The following is a 17290-nucleotide window of genomic DNA, read 5'->3' on the forward strand; positions in this document are numbered from 1 at the left end:
TGGTCAACGATTTTAGGTAAAAAATTTGCGCCGCTCAACAAAACCGGCGCAATGTATAAATTAAAAAGCCTATCTTTGTGCAACTCCTACAAAATTAAAGTGATCAGGCCGATGCCTGGATTCTGTATATTGAAACAAGATACCATCAAACGTATACGTATAACTTTTGACAACGACCACAAGGTCATAGCGCCCCATGTCCAGATATTTTCGATCCTGCTCCGTGGCGTCGCAGACAAATATTTCTTTGGTGGCATATCCGATTCTCAGCCCCTGTTCCTTTTCCAGATATTCATAGACAGAATCCCTGCAGGCTCTCAGCGGAAGGTTGGGGACAATGCTCCGTTTAAAAAAATCGTGGTCCATGATGACCCGCCCCTCGTCGATCACCCTGACCCTGAGAAGGTCATAGACTTCGGACTCCGCGTGATCTCCGAACAGTTCCTTGATGCGGCCTGCATCCGAAAGAATCTCCAGATTTTCCACATCGGTTCTGGTCTGCCGGTTCAGGTGGGCGTTAAGTTCCTTGAAACTGGCAAGCTTTTCAAAAGGAAAGACATACTCTTTCTTCCCGGCTACGGTGGCGACTTTTCCCCGGGATTTTTGAATATATCCCTGATTTTCCAGGATTCCCAGCGCTTTCCGGATGGTATCCCTGGATACCTGATAGAGCTCCATCAGCTCCCCTTCCGCGGGCAAAGCCTGTCCTGTTTTCAGGGCTTCAGATTCTATCATGTTTTTCAGGTCGGTATATACTTGTACGTATTTGCTTGCCATATTTCATCCTGCTTTCTTTTAAAATACTGCTTATACATATAAGTATATCGAATCCTGATAAAATTACAAGATGTCTTATGGGAATGAATATTGTAACAACGACGAACATATGATATAGTGCCGTTAGGCAAAACTGAAAGCAGTGTCCATGCGGCACCAAATGAAAACCCCGGAGGCTCCATCTCCGGGGTTTTCGCTTGGCTGGTTGTTGTTTTTATCTCCGGATTCATTATTGGGGGAGATCAAAAAGATGCACAAAAAAATACGATTATTTCGGGAAAAAGGCGCGGCGTCAGCGCCTATATCCTTGATTTTCCAACGGAAATCAGGTATCATTTTTGTAGAAAAGTTCGTCTGAGGACTTGAGTACAGCCGGGGAAACGGTGTCCCGGCAGACAGTGGGGTATGAGATGGAAGAGAAAATACAATTTGCGGTGCTGATCGACGCGGAGAATATCAGCTCCAAGTATGCGCAGGTTATCTTTGATGAGCTGGAGAAATACGGATTTGCATCCTGCAGGAGAATCTATGGAAACTGGTCAAAGGAGAATGGATGGAAGGAAGGGACTCTGCTGGAACATTCCATTACTCCGATTCAGCAGTTTTCTTATACGTCAGGAAAAAACAGTACGGATATGGCCATGGTGATCGACGCCATGGATCTGCTGTATCAGAACAAAGTGGACGGTTTCTGTCTGGTAACCAGCGACAGCGATTTTACCAGGCTTGCCATGCGTCTGAGAGAAGAAAAAAAATATGTGCTGGGTATGGGAGAATCCAAGACGCCGCTGGCACTGACCAGAGCATGCAACCGGTTTATCCACCTGAATCTGATCGGAGAATCCAACAAGGAGGACAGTGCGGAGACGACAGTCCATACAAGCCAGGAAGACAATGGTATGGATAATGTGACAAGTATTGAAACGATAGAAAACGCGATCCTGCAGCTGCTCAGTGAGACCGGGGAGGATACGCTGGACCTGGGGTTTGTAGGACAAAGACTGAGTATGCGTTTTCCGGATTTTGACGTGCGCAACTATGGTTATTCCAAACTGAGCGTTTTTTTGTCGGAGGAGATTCCGCATTTCCGGATCGTCCGGTCCAATAATCACTATGGCATACGGAAAGGGCAGGCAATCGAACGGGAAAAGATTGAAAGTGAGATTCTCGGCATTATTCGCAGAAATGGCGGCGTAGTGGATAACCTGGCGGTGATCAATGACGAGCTGAAGAATAAATATAATGGGTTTGACCTGAAGGATTATGGGTACAGCCGTATTTCCGGATTCCTGCGAAGTATTCATGGGCTGAGCGTGGATGGAAATATGGTGAGGCTGAAAAATCGGTGATTGGACGATAGCCATAGAAAAACCGGAAGAAATCTCGGAATGCGAGGAATTTCTTCCGGTTTTTTGGAGATATTATAAAACTTATACCGTATGTTTTTCCTGCGGATAAACCAGCCCCCAGTCTTCCCGGAGACCGTCCATGATCCGGAGGACTCTCAGAGTCTCTTCGTGAGGCATGGATGGGCATTCTTTTTCCTCTTTTTGGATGCAGTCGATCATTTCCAGAACTTCGTATTCATAACCGGTGATCTGTTCCGGCAGGTCGATGTGGCGCATGACCTGATGATCGGGTCCGCAGATGTCGATGGCCAGCGGGTTGTTGATATTGTCCACGACCATATATCCTTTGGAACCGTAAAAGACTCCGTGACGGTCAGATTCTCCGTACATGCCTGCAGTCAGGACAGCGAAGCGGCCGTCCGGGTAGGTCAGGGTGATGCATTCCTGACCGTCCACACCGGTTTCTGTCATGAGCACGGTGGAAGAAATGTTCTGGAAATCATCTCCAAAATGCATCAGCGCGAAATTAAGAGGGTAGATTCCCACATCCAGGAGTGCGCCTCCCGCCAGCTCCGGCCGGATCAGACGTTCGTTCTGGCAGATGCGGTAGCAGAGATTGGCGGTCAGTGTGCGGACTTCGCCGATAATGCCTTCCGCCAGCAGGTCGTTGATGACTTTTCGGGAGGGCATGTAGCGCGTCCAGATGGCTTCTGTAATCAGGACGCTTTTCTTTTCGGCAAGAGCAAACAGTTCTTCGGCCTGTGCGGCATTCATGGTGAAGGCTTTCTCACAGAGTACATGCTTGCCGTGCTCGATACAGAGTTTTGCATGCTCAAAATGGTGGGAGTGGGGCGTCGCGATATAGACGATGTCCACATCCGGGTCGTTTACCAGTTCTTCATAGGAACCGTAGGCTTTTTGGAAACCGTATTCTTCGGCGAATGCCGAAGCTTTTTTCAGATCTCTGGAAGCGACGGCGAAGCTTGCCGCTTCCGGCATGGGACCGATGGTTTTCGCCATCCAGGCCGCAATGTTTCCGGCTCCGATGATTCCGATGTTCATGGGCATAAGTCCAGTCCTCCTTTGATGTAATATATTTCCGGGGTATTCCCGCGGTGTTCAGATCTATACTTCCGGCAACGTGATTTTCCCTGCGGCTGCAGTGGCCGCCGCTGTGGCAGGGGAAGCCAGGAAGATTTCTACTTTGGAAGTTCCCATACGGCCCAGGAAATTCCGGTTGTTAGTGGCGACAACGCGTTCGCCGTCAGTCAGGATGCCGCCGGTGCGTCCGCAGCAAAGGCCGCAGCCGGGATGGGTGATGATCGCGCCTGCCTCTGCCAGGATGGCCATGGTCCCGTCGGCAAGCGCCTGTTCATAGATTTTCCGGCTGGCGGGAGTCACGATCAGTTTCACAAATGGAGCGACTTTCTTTCCTTTCAGGATGGAGGCTGCCGTCTGCAGATCTTCCAGACGTCCGTTCGTACAGGAGCCGATAAAGACCTGATCGACAGGCGTACCGGAAAATTCGCTGACCGGGCGGATATTGTCCACCTGCGAAGGGCAGGCCAGTACCGGGACAAAATCTTCAGCCCGGTAGTGGATGGTACGGATGTAGTTTGCGTCCGCATCTCCGGTCAGGGAGCGTTCTTTGTCGGTCAGTTCCATCCTGCAGTATTCTGCTGTTTTTTCATCCGGCGTAAACAGCGCGCATTTTGCACCGGCTTCAATCGCCATATTTGCCATTGTCATACGGCTGGCGACGGACATCTGTTCCACAGTACTGCCGCAAAATTCCAGCGCCTGATAGGTGGCCCCGTCTGCGCGAAGGTCGCCGATCAACCGGAGAATAATGTCTTTGGACATCACGCCTTTAGGAAGTGTTCCTTCGATCTCTACTTTAATGGTTTCCGGAACCTTGATCCACATGGTTCCGGTCCCCAGAATACTGGCCATTTCTGTGTATCCGATGCCCGAAGAAAATGCGCCTACACATCCGTAAGTGGTGGTGTGGCTGTCGGTTCCAAAGACGATATCGCCGGGTTTCACATACAGGGCTTCGGTCATAAGCTGATGGCAGATGCCGTCGCTTCGGTGGATGTTTTTCATACCGTATTTTTCCACAAATGCGTTGCCGATCCGGAAATGGCGGGTGTCGTCCACCTGGCTGGCCGGAACCAGATGATCATAGATTAGTACGACTTTGTCCGGATCCCAGAGTTTCTGAAATCCCATTTCTTCAAATTTTTCCGCCACAAACGGAATAAAAATGTCGTGGATCATGACTTTGTCCACATGAACCGTTACGATGTCGCCCGGCTTCACATCATGCCCCACATTGCGGCTGACGATTTTTTCTATGATTGTCTGTCCCATCTCTTAATCCTCCAGTCCGTTCAGCCGGCGCATGGCTTTGACCAGTCCGCCCGCTTCGATAATATCCATCAGGTTTTGGGGAAGAGAAGCGATCGGATATGCTTTTCCCTGATGGATGATCTGCCGGTTCATTTCTACCGTGATGGTATCGCCTTCGGCTGCCGCATCCCGGAGGTCTGCGTTTTCAATGAGCAGCAGACCGTTGTTGATCGCGTTGCGGAAAAAGATCCGGGCGAAAGACTTTGCAACGACACACCGGACGCCCAGCGCTTTGATGATCTCCGGCGCCTGTTCACGAGAAGAGCCGCAGCCGAAGTTCTTTCCGGCCACAATGATGTCGCCGGGCCGGATCTGGGAGGCCAGTTCCGGGCGCAGAGGAGAAAAGGCATACGGCGCCATATCCTGTACGGTTTTTAATGCAAGGTATTCAGTGGGGATGATGATATCGGTGTCGATGTCGTCTCCCAGCAGCCAGACCCTGCCGCTAAATGTCTCTTTCATATCTAAAAACTCCTTTAAGAAAAGCGCAGATTACGGCCTCTTTCCGGCCGCAGAACTGCCTGTGATTTACAGCATGTCGGCGGTGGCGATTTCGCCTTTGATGGCGGAAGCGGTCACCGTCGCCGCGCTTGCCAGGTAGACGAAAGAATCCCGGTGTCCTGCACGGCCCTTGAAATTTCTGGTGCCGGTGCTGATCAGAGTCTCTCCCTCGCCGATGACACCCTGGCAGCTTCCCCAGCAGACGCTGCAGTTGGGATTCATGACGATGGCGCCTGCTTCCATGAAGGTCTGGATCAATCCTTCCTTTATGGCTTCCTGGTAGACTGCTTGGCTGGCCGGTACGACCAGAAAACGGACCAGGGGATGGACTTTCCGGCCCTTTAACAGCGCGGCTCCGACACGGAGATCTTCGATGCGTCCGTTGTTGCAGGAACCAAGGAAGGCTTCATCGATTCTGGTTCCGGCCGCTTCTCCGGCCGGGCATACATTGTCTACAAAATGAGGCTTTGCCACGATCGGCACGATGGAGCCCAAATCTATGTCATAGACCGCGGAGAATACGGCGTCCGGATCGCTGGAGAAACATGCTTTTGGTTCTCTGCCGTGTGCGCGCAGATAATCAAGAGCGATGTCGTCCACCTCCATCAGCGCGGTCTTCGCGCCTGCTTCCACACAAAGATTGCAGATGGAGATGCGGTCGCTCATGGAGAGGGTTTTCATTCCTTCACCGACGAATTCCATAGCCTTGTAATTTGCGCCGTTTGCGCCGATTTTTCCGATGATGGTCAGGATCAGGTCTCGGGCATAGACTCCCTCCGGAAGTCTGCCGGTCAGATTGAAGCGGATCGTTTCCGGTACCAGTACCCAGGATTTTCCTGTGACCATGGCATACAGATAATCCGTGCATCCTACGCCGGTACCGAATGCTCCCAGCGCTCCGTAGGCGCAGGTATGGCTGTCCGCGCCGAAGATCAGTTCGCCGGGACATACATATTTTTCCATCATGATCTGGTGGCAGACGCCCTGGCCCTCATAAAACGCGATGCCATGTTCTCTGGCAAAGTCGCGCATTTTCTTCTGGGATGCGGCAGTCTTGGGACTGTCTGACGGAACATTATGGTCCACGATCCAGACCAGTTTATTCACATCGGCAATGTGCGGGTGCTTCAGCTGGTTGTTGTACATATCGATAGTAAGATGAGTGGTTCCGTCATTGCTCATGAGACGGTCAACTTCCACTGTGTGGATATCTCCGGCTTTTACGGTATCCACACCGGCCGCGCGGGCGATGATTTTTTCTGCGATAGTCATTCCCATGATTATGCCTCCTCCTTGTTCAGTGATGCGATCAGTCCGCCCTGGTCCAGGATGTTCTGCATATAGGGCGGGAGTTTGGTGCAGGTGAATTCTTTGCCGCCGCACCGGACGATGCCTTCGTTCATGGAGAGTTCCATCTCATCTCCGTCAGACACGTGATCATAGAGGTCTTTGCAGACGATAACGGGAAGTCCGATATTGATGGCGTTGCGGTAGAAGATCCGGGCAAAAGATTTGGCGATCACAGCCTGGATTCCCAGCGCCTTCAATACCCCCGGCGCCTGCTCTCTGGAGGAACCGCAGCCGAAGTTCTCGCAAGCCACGATAAAATCACCCGGTTTTACTTTGGACGCAAAGTCCGGATCCAGGGATTCGAAGGTATGTACTTTCATTTCTTCAATGGTTGGAAAAAGCAGATACTGGGACGCGATGATCTGGTCCGTATCCACATCTGTATGGAATTTGAATATTTTTCCCATAGGGGAACCTCCTCTTCTTAAAATTCATGGTGTTTGACCTGTAAAAACAGGCGTATTATAAAAACAGGCAGCCGGAATCTTCCGGCTGCCTGTAATCTGCTATTTATCTTCCTTTGGAATCTCTTCGGACGCCGGTTCTGGCAGATAAATGTGAACCTGGTCGATCCGGTTCTTTTCCATAGAATCCACTGCAAGCCGAATGCCGTTTTCCGTCGTGACTTCTTCGCCCACATGCGGAAGATGATCCAGGAGCTCGATGATAATACCTCCCACAGAATCATAATCTTCCGACTCCAGGGCCAGCCCTTTGTCTTCCAGCTCCAGACTGTCATTCAGATCATCCAGGCTCATGGCTCCGGCTACGATGTATTCTGTATCGGTGAGCTGGCGGACCAGTTCTTCTTCATCTTCGTCATACTCATCACGGATATCGCCGACGATTTCTTCCAGAAGATCTTCTACAGTAACCAGTCCGGAGGTTACGCCATATTCGTCCAGCACAATCGCGAGATTGGTAGAACTTTTCCGCATCTCAACCAGCAGATCCGAAGTGCGTTTATGCTCATGTGTAAAGAGCACGCTCCGAAGAATGTTGTGGGCATCGAAATGTTCTTTGTCTTCGTAGGTCAGGAGATCTTTTACATTGAGCATGCCGATCACATTGTCCGTAGATTCTTCATAGACGGGATAACGGGTATATTTGTTTTCATTGAATACATTCAGAATATCCTGATAAGACGCATCCGCCTTTAAAAAACTGATATCTACTTTGGGAACCATGATGTCTTTGGCCGTAGCGTCACCGAAATCAAATACATTGTTGATCATCTCGCGTTCTTCCTGCTCGATGACGCCGTCTTCATGGCTTACGTCTACGATCGTCCGGATCTCTTCTTCGGTATAGGATTCCTGTTTGGTGTCGGGATTTACCCGCAGGAGGAAGAGGATTCCTCTGGAAAGGTTGTTCATGATGAAAATCAGAGGAGTGGCTATCGTCATCCATGCATATACGAATCTGGCGAAATTCAACGCGAGTTTCTCTGACTGTATTGTCGCGCATGTTTTAGGAGTAATTTCTCCAAAGATTAATATTACCAATGTCAATACGCCGGTAGCGATACCAGGACCGATGCTTCCAAACCAGTCGGTAGCCATAACTGTAGCCAGAGAGGATGCGGAAAGATTGACAATATTGTTCCCGATCAGAAGAGCGCTGAGCATTTTGCCCTGATCCTCGATGATTTTAGAGAGAATCACTGCACGATTATCGCCTTCTTCGACCAGATTTCTGACTCGGATCTTGTTGACAGTTACCATAGCGGTCTCCGATGAAGAAAAAAACGCGGAGAGCCCGATCAAGATAAGCAGGATCAGTACCTGTATGGCGTCACTGGAATCCAATGTAGTTCACTCCTTTAATTCTGTTAGGTATAGACAAAAATAACTATACGATATTTTGAAACAAAATGCAAGTGCCGCAGCATAATCAAGGGCGTTCGGCATATAAATAGAAGCAGGAGTACACGAGGGGAGGGACTTGTTTATGAATCAACCGGGAATCTCTTTGAATCAGGGAGTGAGGGTTGTTAAAGCTCTGCTGGTATCTTACCTGTTGACCGGCGGACTTCTTCTTTTGCTGGCGGGACTTCTGTACCGTTTCCGCCTGGATGAAGGGAAAATACAGATCGGTATTATATTGATCTATATAGTGTCCTGTTTTGCAGGAGGTTTTCTGGCAGGGAAAATGATGAAAAGCAGAAAATTTCTTTGGGGCGTGCTGCTGGGCCTGTTGTATTTTCTGATAATGACCCTGGTATCGCTGGCTGTCAACCGGGGATTGCAGGACGGGACCACCAGTTATTTTACAACATTCCTTCTGTGTATGGGAGGAGGCATGCTTGGCGGGATGTGCGCGTGATAAAAAACTCTTTTCATTTTTCATCTCTTATGATATAGTTATAAATAATCATGTAATTCAGTACATTTTAGGAGGACGATGAGATGAAACATATCAAGACTTTAAATACGCAGACCCTGCAGAATACCATGAAGAAGGGCGGCTGCGGCGAGTGCCAGACTTCCTGCCAGTCTGCATGCAAGACTTCCTGTACGGTAGGAAACCAGAGCTGCGAGAACAATAAATAAGACAGGCCTAGCTTGACAGGAAAGCAGCGATTTTGTCGCTGCTTTTTTCGTGCATGAGATAATATTTCTATAGAGAGGAAAGAAAACATGGTACACCAGTACAAAAACAACGGATACAATATTCTGCTGGATGTGAACAGCGGGTCGGTCCATGTGGTAGACGATCTGGTTTACGATATGGTTCCCTATTATAAGGAAAAGGGATTGGAGGAGACGGTCCGCCTCCTGAAGGCTAAATATCCGGAGGAAGAGATCCGGGAAGCGGCGGAGGATCTGGAAGAATTGATTCAGGCCGGAAAACTGTACACAGAAGATATCTACGAAAATTATATCCAGGAGATCGTGGACGCGAAGAAACCGGTGGTAAAGGCGCTTTGTCTCCATATTGCCCACGACTGCAATCTGGCCTGTCGGTATTGCTTCGCCGAAGAGGGAGAGTATCACGGCAGACGCGCTCTGATGAGTTATGAAGTGGGTAGGAAAGCGCTGGATTTCCTGATTGCCAATTCCGGAAACCGTAAGAATCTGGAAGTGGATTTCTTCGGCGGCGAGCCGCTGATGAACTGGCAGGTGGTGAAAGACCTAGTGGCATACGGCCGGGAGCAGGAAAAGATTCACAACAAGAATTTCCGTTTTACGCTGACGACGAACGGTGTGCTTCTGAACGATGAAGTTCAGGAATTTGTAAATAAGGAAATGGCAAATGTGGTGCTCAGCATCGACGGAAGAAAGGAAGTCCATGACTACATGCGTCCGTTCCGCGGAGGCAAAGGGAGTTATGACCTGATCCTTCCTAAATTCCAGAAGCTGGCCGAGAGCAGGAATCAGGAAAAATATTATGTGCGGGGAACGTTTACCAGACATAATAAAGATTTTTCCAAAGATGTGCTTCATCTGGCGGACCTGGGATTCAAACAGATTTCTGTGGAACCGGTGGTCGGCTCGGAAGAGGAAGAATATGCGCTGCGGGAAGAAGATCTGCCGCAGATCATGGAGGAATATGACCGTCTGGCCGCGGAGATGGTGAAACGTCACGGAACAGACAGGGAATTTAATTTCTTTCACTTTATGCTGGATCTGACGGGAGGACCCTGTGTGGCCAAGCGCCTGTCCGGATGCGGTTCCGGCACGGAATACCTGGCTGTGACTCCCTGGGGAGATTTGTATCCCTGTCACCAGTTTGTGGGGGACGAACAGTACCTGATGGGAAATGTGGACGACGGCATCGTGCGTCCGGATATTCGGGAAGAATTTAAGCAGTGCAACGTATATTCTAAGGAAAAATGCAGAAACTGCTTTGCGAAATTCTACTGCAGCGGCGGCTGCGCGGCAAATGCCTGGAAATTCCACGGATCGATCAATGAGGCTTATGATATCAGCTGCGAGCTGGAACGCAAACGTGTGGAGTGCGCGATCATGATTAAGGCGGCGGAAGCGGAGATGGACGCCGCGGGAGAAGACGGGGAATAAGGGACAGCCGCATGTCAAAATGGGTAGAAATCAGGAAAGGCGCGGATTTTCAGAAGATAGGGCAGCAGTTTCACATTACTCCGCTGGCGGCACGCCTGATCCGCAACCGGGAGATCCGGGGAGAAGCGGAGATCCGGAAATATCTGCACGGCACGGTAAAGGATCTGTATCCGGCGTCTTCCATGAAAGGAATGAAGGATACCGTGGAGATTCTGTCGGAGAAAATCAGGCAGGGGAAGCGGATCCGTATTATCGGAGACTATGATATCGACGGAGTCTGCGCCGCTTATATTCTTCTGAAAGGTCTCTCCGTTCTGGGAGCCAATGTGGATACGGATATTCCGGACCGAATCAAAGACGGTTATGGTTTGAATCAGGAACTGGTAGACCGGGCGTTCCTGGACGGAATCGATACAGTACTGACCTGCGATAATGGAATCGCGGCGGTGAAAGAGATCGCCTATGCGAAAGAAAAAGGCATGACTGTACTGGTGACAGACCATCATGAGGTTCAGCGGGAAATTCCGCCGGCGGATGCGGTGATCGATCCCAGACAGGAGGACTGTCTGTATTCTTTTAAAAAGTTATGCGGGGCGGCGGTGGCCTGGAAGCTGACAGGGGAACTTTGGAAAGCGTTTCCGTATCGGGACGATGGCTTATACAGGGAACTGATGATGTTCGCCGCGTTTGCCACGGTAGGGGACGTGATGGACCTGGAAGATGAGAACCGCATCCTGGTGCGGGAAGGTTTGAAAATGCTGCGGGAGACTGCGCATCCGGGCATGTCTGCGCTGATCGAAGTCAATGAATTGCCCCGGGAACGGCTGTCGGCATTTCATATCGGCTTTGTTTTGGGTCCCTGCATCAATGCCGGGGGCAGGCTGGATACTGCAAAACGTGCGCTGGAGCTTCTGGACACACAGGATTATGAACTGGCGCTTCGACGCGCGAAGGAACTAAAAGATCTGAATGACGAACGGAAGACGATGACAGAGCAGGGGGTAAAAGCAGGGATTCGGCAGATTGAAAACGGTCCTCTGAGAGATGACCGGGTGCTGGTAGTTTACCTTCCGGATTGTCATGAAAGTCTGGCGGGAATCATTGCCGGACGGATCCGGGAACGTTATTACCGGCCGGTTTTTGTCCTGACCAGAGGAGAAGAGGCGGTAAAAGGTTCCGGAAGATCCATCGAGACATATTCTATGTTTGAAGAGATGAGCAAATGCAGGGACCTGTTCCTGAAATACGGAGGCCATCCTATGGCGGCGGGTTTGTCCCTTGCGGAAGAGAATGTGGAAGAATTCCGCAGAAGAATCAACGAGTCCTGCACTCTGACCGAAGAAGACCTGACAGAGGTGGAACGCATCGATATGGTGCTTCCGTTCAGATGGGTGACAGAGAGACTGACAGAAGAACTGGAACTTTTGGAGCCGTTCGGAAAAGGCAATACCCGTCCCGTTTTTGCGGTACGGAATGTACGGATACTGGAAAGCCGGGTGCTGGGGAAGCACCAGAATATGCTGCGGCTTAAGCTGATGGACGAAGAGGGAACTGCCATGGACGGGGTCTTTTTCCGGGAGGACATGCAGCAGGTCCTGTCGGATTTTCAGAAAAAAGATCGGTTGCATTTTCTGTATTATCCGGAAATGAATGAGTACAGGGGGAGAAAGAAGCTGCAGATACGGATCCTGGATTATTGTTAAAGCAATTGCCTAACCCCTTGTTTTGTGCTATATTAGAATCAGTGCGGGCACGAGAAGCGCCCGAAAGTGCGGTAAAGGAGAGCGATACGGATGAAGAAACTGGAAGATTATGTGGTAAGCATTCCGGATTTTCCGGAAGAGGGAGTGATATTCCGCGATGTAACGTCGATTCTGCAGGATGCGGACGGTCTGCATCTGGCGATTGAGGAGATCCAGAAACTGCTGGAGGATGTGGAATTTGACGTAGTAGGAGGCACGGAGTCCAGGGGCTTCATCTTCGGAATGCCGGTCGCCTATAACCTGCACAAATCCTTTGTGCCTGTCCGTAAGGCGGGAAAACTTCCCCGTGAGACCGTTTCCATGGAATATGAACTGGAATACGGTACCGCGACGGTGGAGATCCATAAGGATGCGATTAAACCGGGGCAGAAGGTGGTCCTGATCGACGACCTGATCGCCACGGGCGGCACCATGCAGGCGGCAGCAAAGCTGGTGGAAGAACTGGGAGGCGAAGTTGTGCGCATCGTTTTCCTGATGGAACTGGCAGGACTGCATGGAAGGGAAAAATTGAAAGATTACGATGTGAGAAGCGTAATCTGTTATGATGGAAAGTAAATCAGTCTTTATATAAAGCGGTGATCATTTATGACGACGGAAGCACGGGCAAAAGAAGTGGCGGAGGACGACAGAAGCGTCCGGAAGATGGAAGATTTCACCAGTCCCGATGAACTCTATCAGGAGCTGATCCGGAGTGTACTGAAATACCATCCATCCACAGATATTTCCATGATAGAGAAAGCGTATCAGGTGGCCAGCAAGGCCCATGAGGGACAGGTGCGCAAATCGGGTGAACCTTATATCATTCACCCTATTTGTGTTGCCATTATTCTTGCGGACCTGGAGCTGGATAAGGAAAGTATTGTGGCAGGGCTGCTGCACGATGTGGTGGAAGATACTCCCATGACGACGGAGGATCTGGCGAAACTGTTCGGGGACGAGGTGGCTCTTCTGGTAGACGGAGTTACCAAACTGGGTCAGCTCAGTTATTCTGCAGATAAGGTAGATGAGCAGGCGGAGAACCTCCGGAAGATGTTTCTTGCCATGGCCAAAGATATCCGTGTGATCCTGATCAAGCTGGCGGACCGGCTTCACAACATGCGTACGCTGAAATATATGAAGCCGGAGAAACAGAAGGAAAAAGCCAGAGAGACCATGGACATCTACGCGCCGATCGCCCAGCGTCTGGGTATTTCCAAGGTAAAGATCGAGCTGGATGACCTGGCGCTCAAATATCTGGAGCCGGAGGTCTACTATGATCTGGTGGCGCAGATCGCGGATAAGAAGAGCGTCCGCGAGAAATTTGTCCGGGAGATCGTGGCGGAAGTAAAGCGGCATATGGAAAACGCCAACATCGAAGCGGACGTACAGGGACGTGTCAAACATTTCTTCAGTATTTACAAGAAGATGGTGAACCAGGACAAGACGTTGGACCAGATCTATGATCTGTTCGCCGTGCGGATTCTGGTGGATTCCGTGAAGGATTGTTATGCGGCCCTCGGAGTGATCCATGAGATGTATAAGCCGATCCCCGGACGTTTCAAAGACTATATCGCCATGCCGAAGCCGAATATGTACCAGTCGCTTCATACGACGGTGATCGGTCCGAAAGGACAGCCTTTTGAGATCCAGATCCGGACTTATGAGATGCACAGGACGGCGGAATATGGTATTGCGGCACACTGGAAATATAAAGAGACAGGGGGAAGCACCCAGCAGAATATTGAAGGAAAAGACAGCGCCGAAGCCAAGCTGACCTGGCTGCGTCAGATCCTGGAATGGCAGAGAGACGAGACGGACAACAGGGAGTTCATGAGTCTTTTGAAGAGCGACCTGGATCTGTTTTCGGAGAGCGTATACTGCTTTACTCCCGGAGGCGATGTAAAGACGCTGCCTAACGGTTCCAATCCTATTGATTTTGCATACAGTATCCACAGCGCAGTGGGCAACAAGATGATCGGAGCCAGGGTCAACGGAAAGCTGGTGCCTATTGATTATGTGATCAAAAACGGGGACCGGATCGAGATCATTACATCCCAGAATTCCAAAGGCCCCAGCCGCGACTGGCTGAATATTGTCAAGAGCACACAGGCTAAAAATAAGATCAATCAATGGTTTAAGACAGAATTTAAAGAAGATAATATTATAAAAGGCAAGGACATGATCGCGCAGTACTGCAAAATGAAAGGAATCGTGCTGACGCAGATCATGAAGCCGGAGTATCAGGAAAGCGTCCTGCGCAAATACGGATTCCGGGACTGGGATTCCGTCCTGGCGGCGGTGGGCCATGGAGGCCTGAAAGAAGGCCAGGTGGTCAACAAGATGGTGGAGGAGTCCGAGAAAGCAAAGAAAAAAAATGTCACGGACGCCAAAATCATGGAGAGTGTCGGCGACGCAAAGGAGCAGAAGATCCGGATCGCCAAAGCCGGAAAAGGGATTGTCGTCAAGGGGATCGACGATGTGGCGGTTCGTTTCTCTAAATGCTGCAATCCGGTGCCCGGGGACGAGATCGTGGGGTTCGTCACCAGAGGGCGCGGCGTGACGATTCACCGCACGGACTGTGTAAACGTACTCCATCTGGCGGAATCAGAACGGGAGCGGCTGATCGACGCGGAATGGCAGAGTGGCGCGCAGACATCGGCGGGAGAGAAATATACCACAGAGATCAAGATTTATGGAAATAACCGCACAGGCCTTCTGGTGGACATTTCAAAGATTCTGACGGAACGCGGCATCGACGTGACATCCATGAATGTGCGTACCAGCAAACAGGGTACGGCAACGATTACCATGAGTTTTGATATTTCCAGTGTGGATGAACTGAACAGGATCATCGACCGCCTGCGCCAGGTGGAAAGCGTACTGGATATCGAGAGGTCTGCAAGTTAGGAGAGAACGATGGCAAGATTAAGTGTTTCTTCCATAACAGTGGGGGAACTGGCGGCGAACTGCTGGTTCCTGACGAATGAAGAGACGAAGGAGACATTGGTCTTTGACCCCGGAGATGAAGCGGATCGGATCGGGGTATATACGGAAAAGATGGGATGGACTGTGAAAGCGCTGATCCTTACTCATGGACATCTGGATCATATGGGAGCGGCGGAAGAACTGAAAAAACAGACGGGAGCGCCTGTTTATGCCATGAGAGCAGAGGAACCGCTGCTTCGGGATGCCAAAAAAAACCTGTCAGCTTTTATTGCCCATAAGGTGGTGACCGTGAAGGCTGACCGGCTGCTGGAAGACGGGGAGGAGCTGGAGATCGCCGGTGTCTGCCTGAAGGCATATCTGACGCCTGGACATACGCCGGGAGGCGGCTCGTTCTATTGTCAGGAAGCGGGGTGCGTATTCACCGGAGATACGCTGTTCTGCGGCTCTGTAGGGCGGAGCGATTTCCCGGGAGGAAGCATGTCCGCGCTGGTACAGTCGGTAAAAGAAAAGCTGTTTCTTCTTCCCGACGAAACAAGGGTATATCCGGGGCATGGTCAGGAAACCACGATCCGGTATGAAAAGCAGTATAATCCGTTTGTGAGATAAAGCGGCGGCACGCGGCATGAGGAATTTTGCATGCCGCGTCTTGTGTGTCCGGCAAAAAACGCCGGACAGGGCTTAAAGGAGACATATGATAGAAGTTATTGTAAACAGACCCAGTTTTGAATATGATATTCACTCCCTGGTGAAAGCGTTTTTTCCCAGAGAAGATGTATCCGTGCGGGTACAGGAGGCCTTCACAGAGGAGACAAAGCTCCGCATCAGCCTGCATTTTACGGATGATAAAATCTATATCGCGCTTCTGGAGCAGGGAGAGGAAAAACAGTCCGGCTCCGATGAGATCTGCTACGGGGACCGGAAAGAGACCAAGGACCGTATGAAGAGGCTGTTATACCGGATCCTGCAGGCATATACGGGTCAGTCGCTGCCCTGGGGGACTTTGACAGGGATCCGCCCTACGCGGCTTGCCATGCTGATGCTGGAGGAAGGCATGAGCAATGTGGAAGCGGCACAGAATATGCGGGAGAAGTATTTTGCCAGCAAGGAAAAGGCGGTCTTGAGCGTCATGATTGCCAACCGGGAGCGGTATGTGCTGAGGGATATTGATTATCAGCATGGATACAGCCTGTATGTGGGCATCCCGTTCTGCCCGAGCACCTGCCTGTACTGTTCTTTTACGTCCTATCCCCTTTCCAAATGGGAAAAGCGGATGGATGAATATATGGACGCGCTGTGCAAGGAGCTGGATTATCTGGCGCGCCGGTTCCGGAAGAAGAAACTGAATACGGTCTATATCGGCGGAGGGACGCCTACGACCCTGAGCCCGGAGAGAATGGACCGGCTGCTTGCCAAGATTCAGGGGAGTTTCGACACCTCATATCTGCAGGAGTTTACCGTAGAGGCAGGCCGCCCGGACAGTATCACCAGAGAGAAACTTCAGGTTCTGCTGGATCATCATATTGACCGTATCTCTATTAATCCGCAGACCATGAACGACGAAACGCTGAAGGTGATCGGGCGGCACCATACGGTGCAGCAGGTGAAAGACGCGTTTCATCTGGCGCGGGAAATGGGATTCCATCATATTAATATGGACCTGATCGTGGGACTGCCCGGAGAAGGGTATGAAGATGTGGCCCATACGATGGAAGAGATCCGTGCATTGGATCCGGACAGTGTGACAGTTCATTCCCTGGCCATCAAACGGGCGGCCAGGCTGAATCTTTTCAAGGAAAAATATGAAGAGATGGGCATGGAGAACAACATGCAGATCATGGATCTGACGGCCAGATGCTGTGCGGAGATGGGATTATCCCCGTATTACCTGTACCGTCAGAAAAATATGGCCGGGAATTTTGAAAATGTGGGCTATGCAAAGGTTGACAAAGCCGGGATTTACAATATACTGATTATGGAAGAAAAACAGACGATTCTGGCGGCCGGCGCGGGGGCTATGACGAAATTCGTGTCGCCCGGCCGGCCGGGGGACTTTGGCGGCGTAAAGATTGAGCGCGTGGAGAACGTCAAGGATGTGGGGCAGTATATCAGCCGCATCGACGAGATGATCGAGCGCAAGGAACGCTTCTTTACGGAGCATATGGGGCCCGAAAGCGCGGATGCAGTCTGACAG

At 50.7% G+C, this 17290-nt stretch carries 16 protein-coding genes; 9 read left to right on the forward strand and 7 right to left on the reverse strand.

Annotated features, from left to right (window positions below):
* Positions 1 to 69: 69 nt before the first annotated feature.
* Positions 70 to 777 (reverse strand): trehalose operon repressor, encoded by a 708-nt coding sequence (gene treR, locus B5F29_RS06295; protein WP_087153806.1) that lies wholly within the window; start codon positions 775 to 777, stop codon positions 70 to 72.
* 362 nt (positions 778 to 1139) lie between these two features.
* Here treR and B5F29_RS06300 point away from each other — a divergent pair, with 362 nt between their 5' ends.
* Positions 1140 to 2126, forward strand: a complete 987-nt coding sequence (locus B5F29_RS06300; protein WP_242955593.1) for an NYN domain-containing protein — start codon at positions 1140 to 1142, stop codon at positions 2124 to 2126.
* Positions 2127 to 2207: 81 nt separating this feature from the next.
* Here B5F29_RS06300 and B5F29_RS06305 read toward each other — a convergent pair whose 3' ends face one another.
* The 6 genes from B5F29_RS06305 to B5F29_RS06330 all read right to left on the reverse strand — a co-directional run bounded on the left by B5F29_RS06305 (position 2208) and on the right by B5F29_RS06330 (position 8197).
* The gene (locus tag B5F29_RS06305; RefSeq protein ID WP_087153941.1) at positions 2208 to 3188 is read right to left on the reverse strand and encodes a Gfo/Idh/MocA family protein; all 981 of its coding nucleotides are present in this window, start codon (positions 3186 to 3188) and stop codon (positions 2208 to 2210) included.
* A gap of 63 nt (positions 3189 to 3251) precedes the next feature.
* Positions 3252 to 4499, reverse strand: a complete 1248-nt coding sequence (locus B5F29_RS06310) for a 3-isopropylmalate dehydratase large subunit (protein WP_087153807.1) — start codon at positions 4497 to 4499, stop codon at positions 3252 to 3254.
* A gap of 3 nt (positions 4500 to 4502) precedes the next feature.
* On the reverse strand, positions 4503 to 5000 hold the full coding sequence (locus B5F29_RS06315) for a LeuD/DmdB family oxidoreductase small subunit (RefSeq protein ID WP_087153808.1): 498 nt from the start codon (positions 4998 to 5000) through the stop codon (positions 4503 to 4505).
* Positions 5001 to 5066: 66 nt separating this feature from the next.
* Positions 5067 to 6317, reverse strand: coding sequence for a 3-isopropylmalate dehydratase large subunit (locus tag B5F29_RS06320; RefSeq protein ID WP_087153809.1), 1251 nt, complete (start codon positions 6315 to 6317; stop codon positions 5067 to 5069).
* A gap of 2 nt (positions 6318 to 6319) precedes the next feature.
* Complete coding sequence (locus tag B5F29_RS06325; protein WP_087153810.1) at positions 6320 to 6796, reverse strand: LeuD/DmdB family oxidoreductase small subunit; 477 nt, start codon at positions 6794 to 6796, stop codon at positions 6320 to 6322.
* 99 nt (positions 6797 to 6895) lie between these two features.
* Positions 6896 to 8197, reverse strand: a complete 1302-nt coding sequence (locus tag B5F29_RS06330; protein ID WP_087153811.1) for an HlyC/CorC family transporter — start codon at positions 8195 to 8197, stop codon at positions 6896 to 6898.
* 142 nt (positions 8198 to 8339) lie between these two features.
* On the opposite strand from B5F29_RS06330, the gene B5F29_RS06335 reads away from it, so the two are divergent.
* From B5F29_RS06335 to hemZ, 8 genes are all read left to right on the forward strand, one after another.
* A complete protein-coding gene (locus B5F29_RS06335; RefSeq protein WP_087153812.1) occupies positions 8340 to 8714 on the forward strand; it encodes a TIGR04086 family membrane protein in 375 nt (124 codons plus the stop codon).
* Between the two features lie 83 nt (positions 8715 to 8797).
* Positions 8798 to 8941: a six-cysteine ranthipeptide SCIFF gene (gene scfA / locus B5F29_RS06340; protein ID WP_087153813.1), complete on the forward strand. Its 144-nt coding sequence runs from the start codon at positions 8798 to 8800 to the stop codon at positions 8939 to 8941.
* An 87-nt stretch (positions 8942 to 9028) separates the two neighbouring features.
* Positions 9029 to 10411 (forward strand): thioether cross-link-forming SCIFF peptide maturase, encoded by a 1383-nt coding sequence (gene scfB, locus B5F29_RS06345; RefSeq protein WP_087153814.1) that lies wholly within the window; start codon positions 9029 to 9031, stop codon positions 10409 to 10411.
* A gap of 11 nt (positions 10412 to 10422) precedes the next feature.
* Entirely contained in the window at positions 10423 to 12114 is a 1692-nt protein-coding gene (gene recJ / locus B5F29_RS06350) for a single-stranded-DNA-specific exonuclease RecJ (RefSeq protein WP_087153815.1), read from the forward strand.
* Positions 12115 to 12204: 90 nt separating this feature from the next.
* On the forward strand, positions 12205 to 12729 hold the full coding sequence (locus B5F29_RS06355; RefSeq protein ID WP_087153816.1) for an adenine phosphoribosyltransferase: 525 nt from the start codon (positions 12205 to 12207) through the stop codon (positions 12727 to 12729).
* 30 nt (positions 12730 to 12759) lie between these two features.
* Complete coding sequence (locus tag B5F29_RS06360) at positions 12760 to 15060, forward strand: RelA/SpoT family protein (protein ID WP_087153817.1); 2301 nt, start codon at positions 12760 to 12762, stop codon at positions 15058 to 15060.
* Between the two features lie 9 nt (positions 15061 to 15069).
* On the forward strand, positions 15070 to 15705 hold the full coding sequence (locus tag B5F29_RS06365; protein ID WP_087153818.1) for an MBL fold metallo-hydrolase: 636 nt from the start codon (positions 15070 to 15072) through the stop codon (positions 15703 to 15705).
* Between the two features lie 85 nt (positions 15706 to 15790).
* Positions 15791 to 17287 carry a coproporphyrinogen dehydrogenase HemZ gene (gene hemZ, locus B5F29_RS06370; protein WP_087153819.1) on the forward strand — a complete coding sequence of 499 codons (1497 nt, stop codon included), beginning with the start codon at positions 15791 to 15793 and terminating at the stop codon, positions 17285 to 17287.
* Positions 17288 to 17290 lie beyond the last annotated feature (3 nt).

The organism is Lachnoclostridium sp. An196, from assembly GCF_002160135.1.
Taxonomy (GTDB): Bacteria; Bacillota; Clostridia; order Lachnospirales; family Lachnospiraceae; genus Hominiventricola; species Hominiventricola avistercoris.

What these genes read in the sequence shown, in the direction of transcription:
- B5F29_RS06355 (WP_087153816.1), top strand. Translation starts at nt 12,205, where the DNA reads ATGAAGAAACTGGAAGATTATGTGGTAAGCATTCCGGATTTTCCGGAA.
- B5F29_RS06310 (WP_087153807.1), bottom strand. Translation starts at nt 4,499, where the DNA reads ATGGGACAGACAATCATAGAAAAAATCGTCAGCCGCAATGTGGGGCAT.
- treR (WP_087153806.1), bottom strand. Translation starts at nt 777, where the DNA reads ATGGCAAGCAAATACGTACAAGTATATACCGACCTGAAAAACATGATA.
- B5F29_RS06320 (WP_087153809.1), bottom strand. Translation starts at nt 6,317, where the DNA reads ATGGGAATGACTATCGCAGAAAAAATCATCGCCCGCGCGGCCGGTGTG.
- B5F29_RS06305 (WP_087153941.1), bottom strand. Translation starts at nt 3,188, where the DNA reads ATGAACATCGGAATCATCGGAGCCGGAAACATTGCGGCCTGGATGGCG.
- B5F29_RS06360 (WP_087153817.1), top strand. Translation starts at nt 12,760, where the DNA reads ATGACGACGGAAGCACGGGCAAAAGAAGTGGCGGAGGACGACAGAAGC.
- B5F29_RS06325 (WP_087153810.1), bottom strand. Translation starts at nt 6,796, where the DNA reads ATGGGAAAAATATTCAAATTCCATACAGATGTGGATACGGACCAGATC.
- B5F29_RS06365 (WP_087153818.1), top strand. Translation starts at nt 15,070, where the DNA reads ATGGCAAGATTAAGTGTTTCTTCCATAACAGTGGGGGAACTGGCGGCG.
- scfB (WP_087153814.1), top strand. Translation starts at nt 9,029, where the DNA reads ATGGTACACCAGTACAAAAACAACGGATACAATATTCTGCTGGATGTG.
- hemZ (WP_087153819.1), top strand. Translation starts at nt 15,791, where the DNA reads ATGATAGAAGTTATTGTAAACAGACCCAGTTTTGAATATGATATTCAC.
- B5F29_RS06315 (WP_087153808.1), bottom strand. Translation starts at nt 5,000, where the DNA reads ATGAAAGAGACATTTAGCGGCAGGGTCTGGCTGCTGGGAGACGACATC.
- B5F29_RS06335 (WP_087153812.1), top strand. Translation starts at nt 8,340, where the DNA reads ATGAATCAACCGGGAATCTCTTTGAATCAGGGAGTGAGGGTTGTTAAA.
- recJ (WP_087153815.1), top strand. Translation starts at nt 10,423, where the DNA reads ATGTCAAAATGGGTAGAAATCAGGAAAGGCGCGGATTTTCAGAAGATA.
- scfA (WP_087153813.1), top strand. Translation starts at nt 8,798, where the DNA reads ATGAAACATATCAAGACTTTAAATACGCAGACCCTGCAGAATACCATG.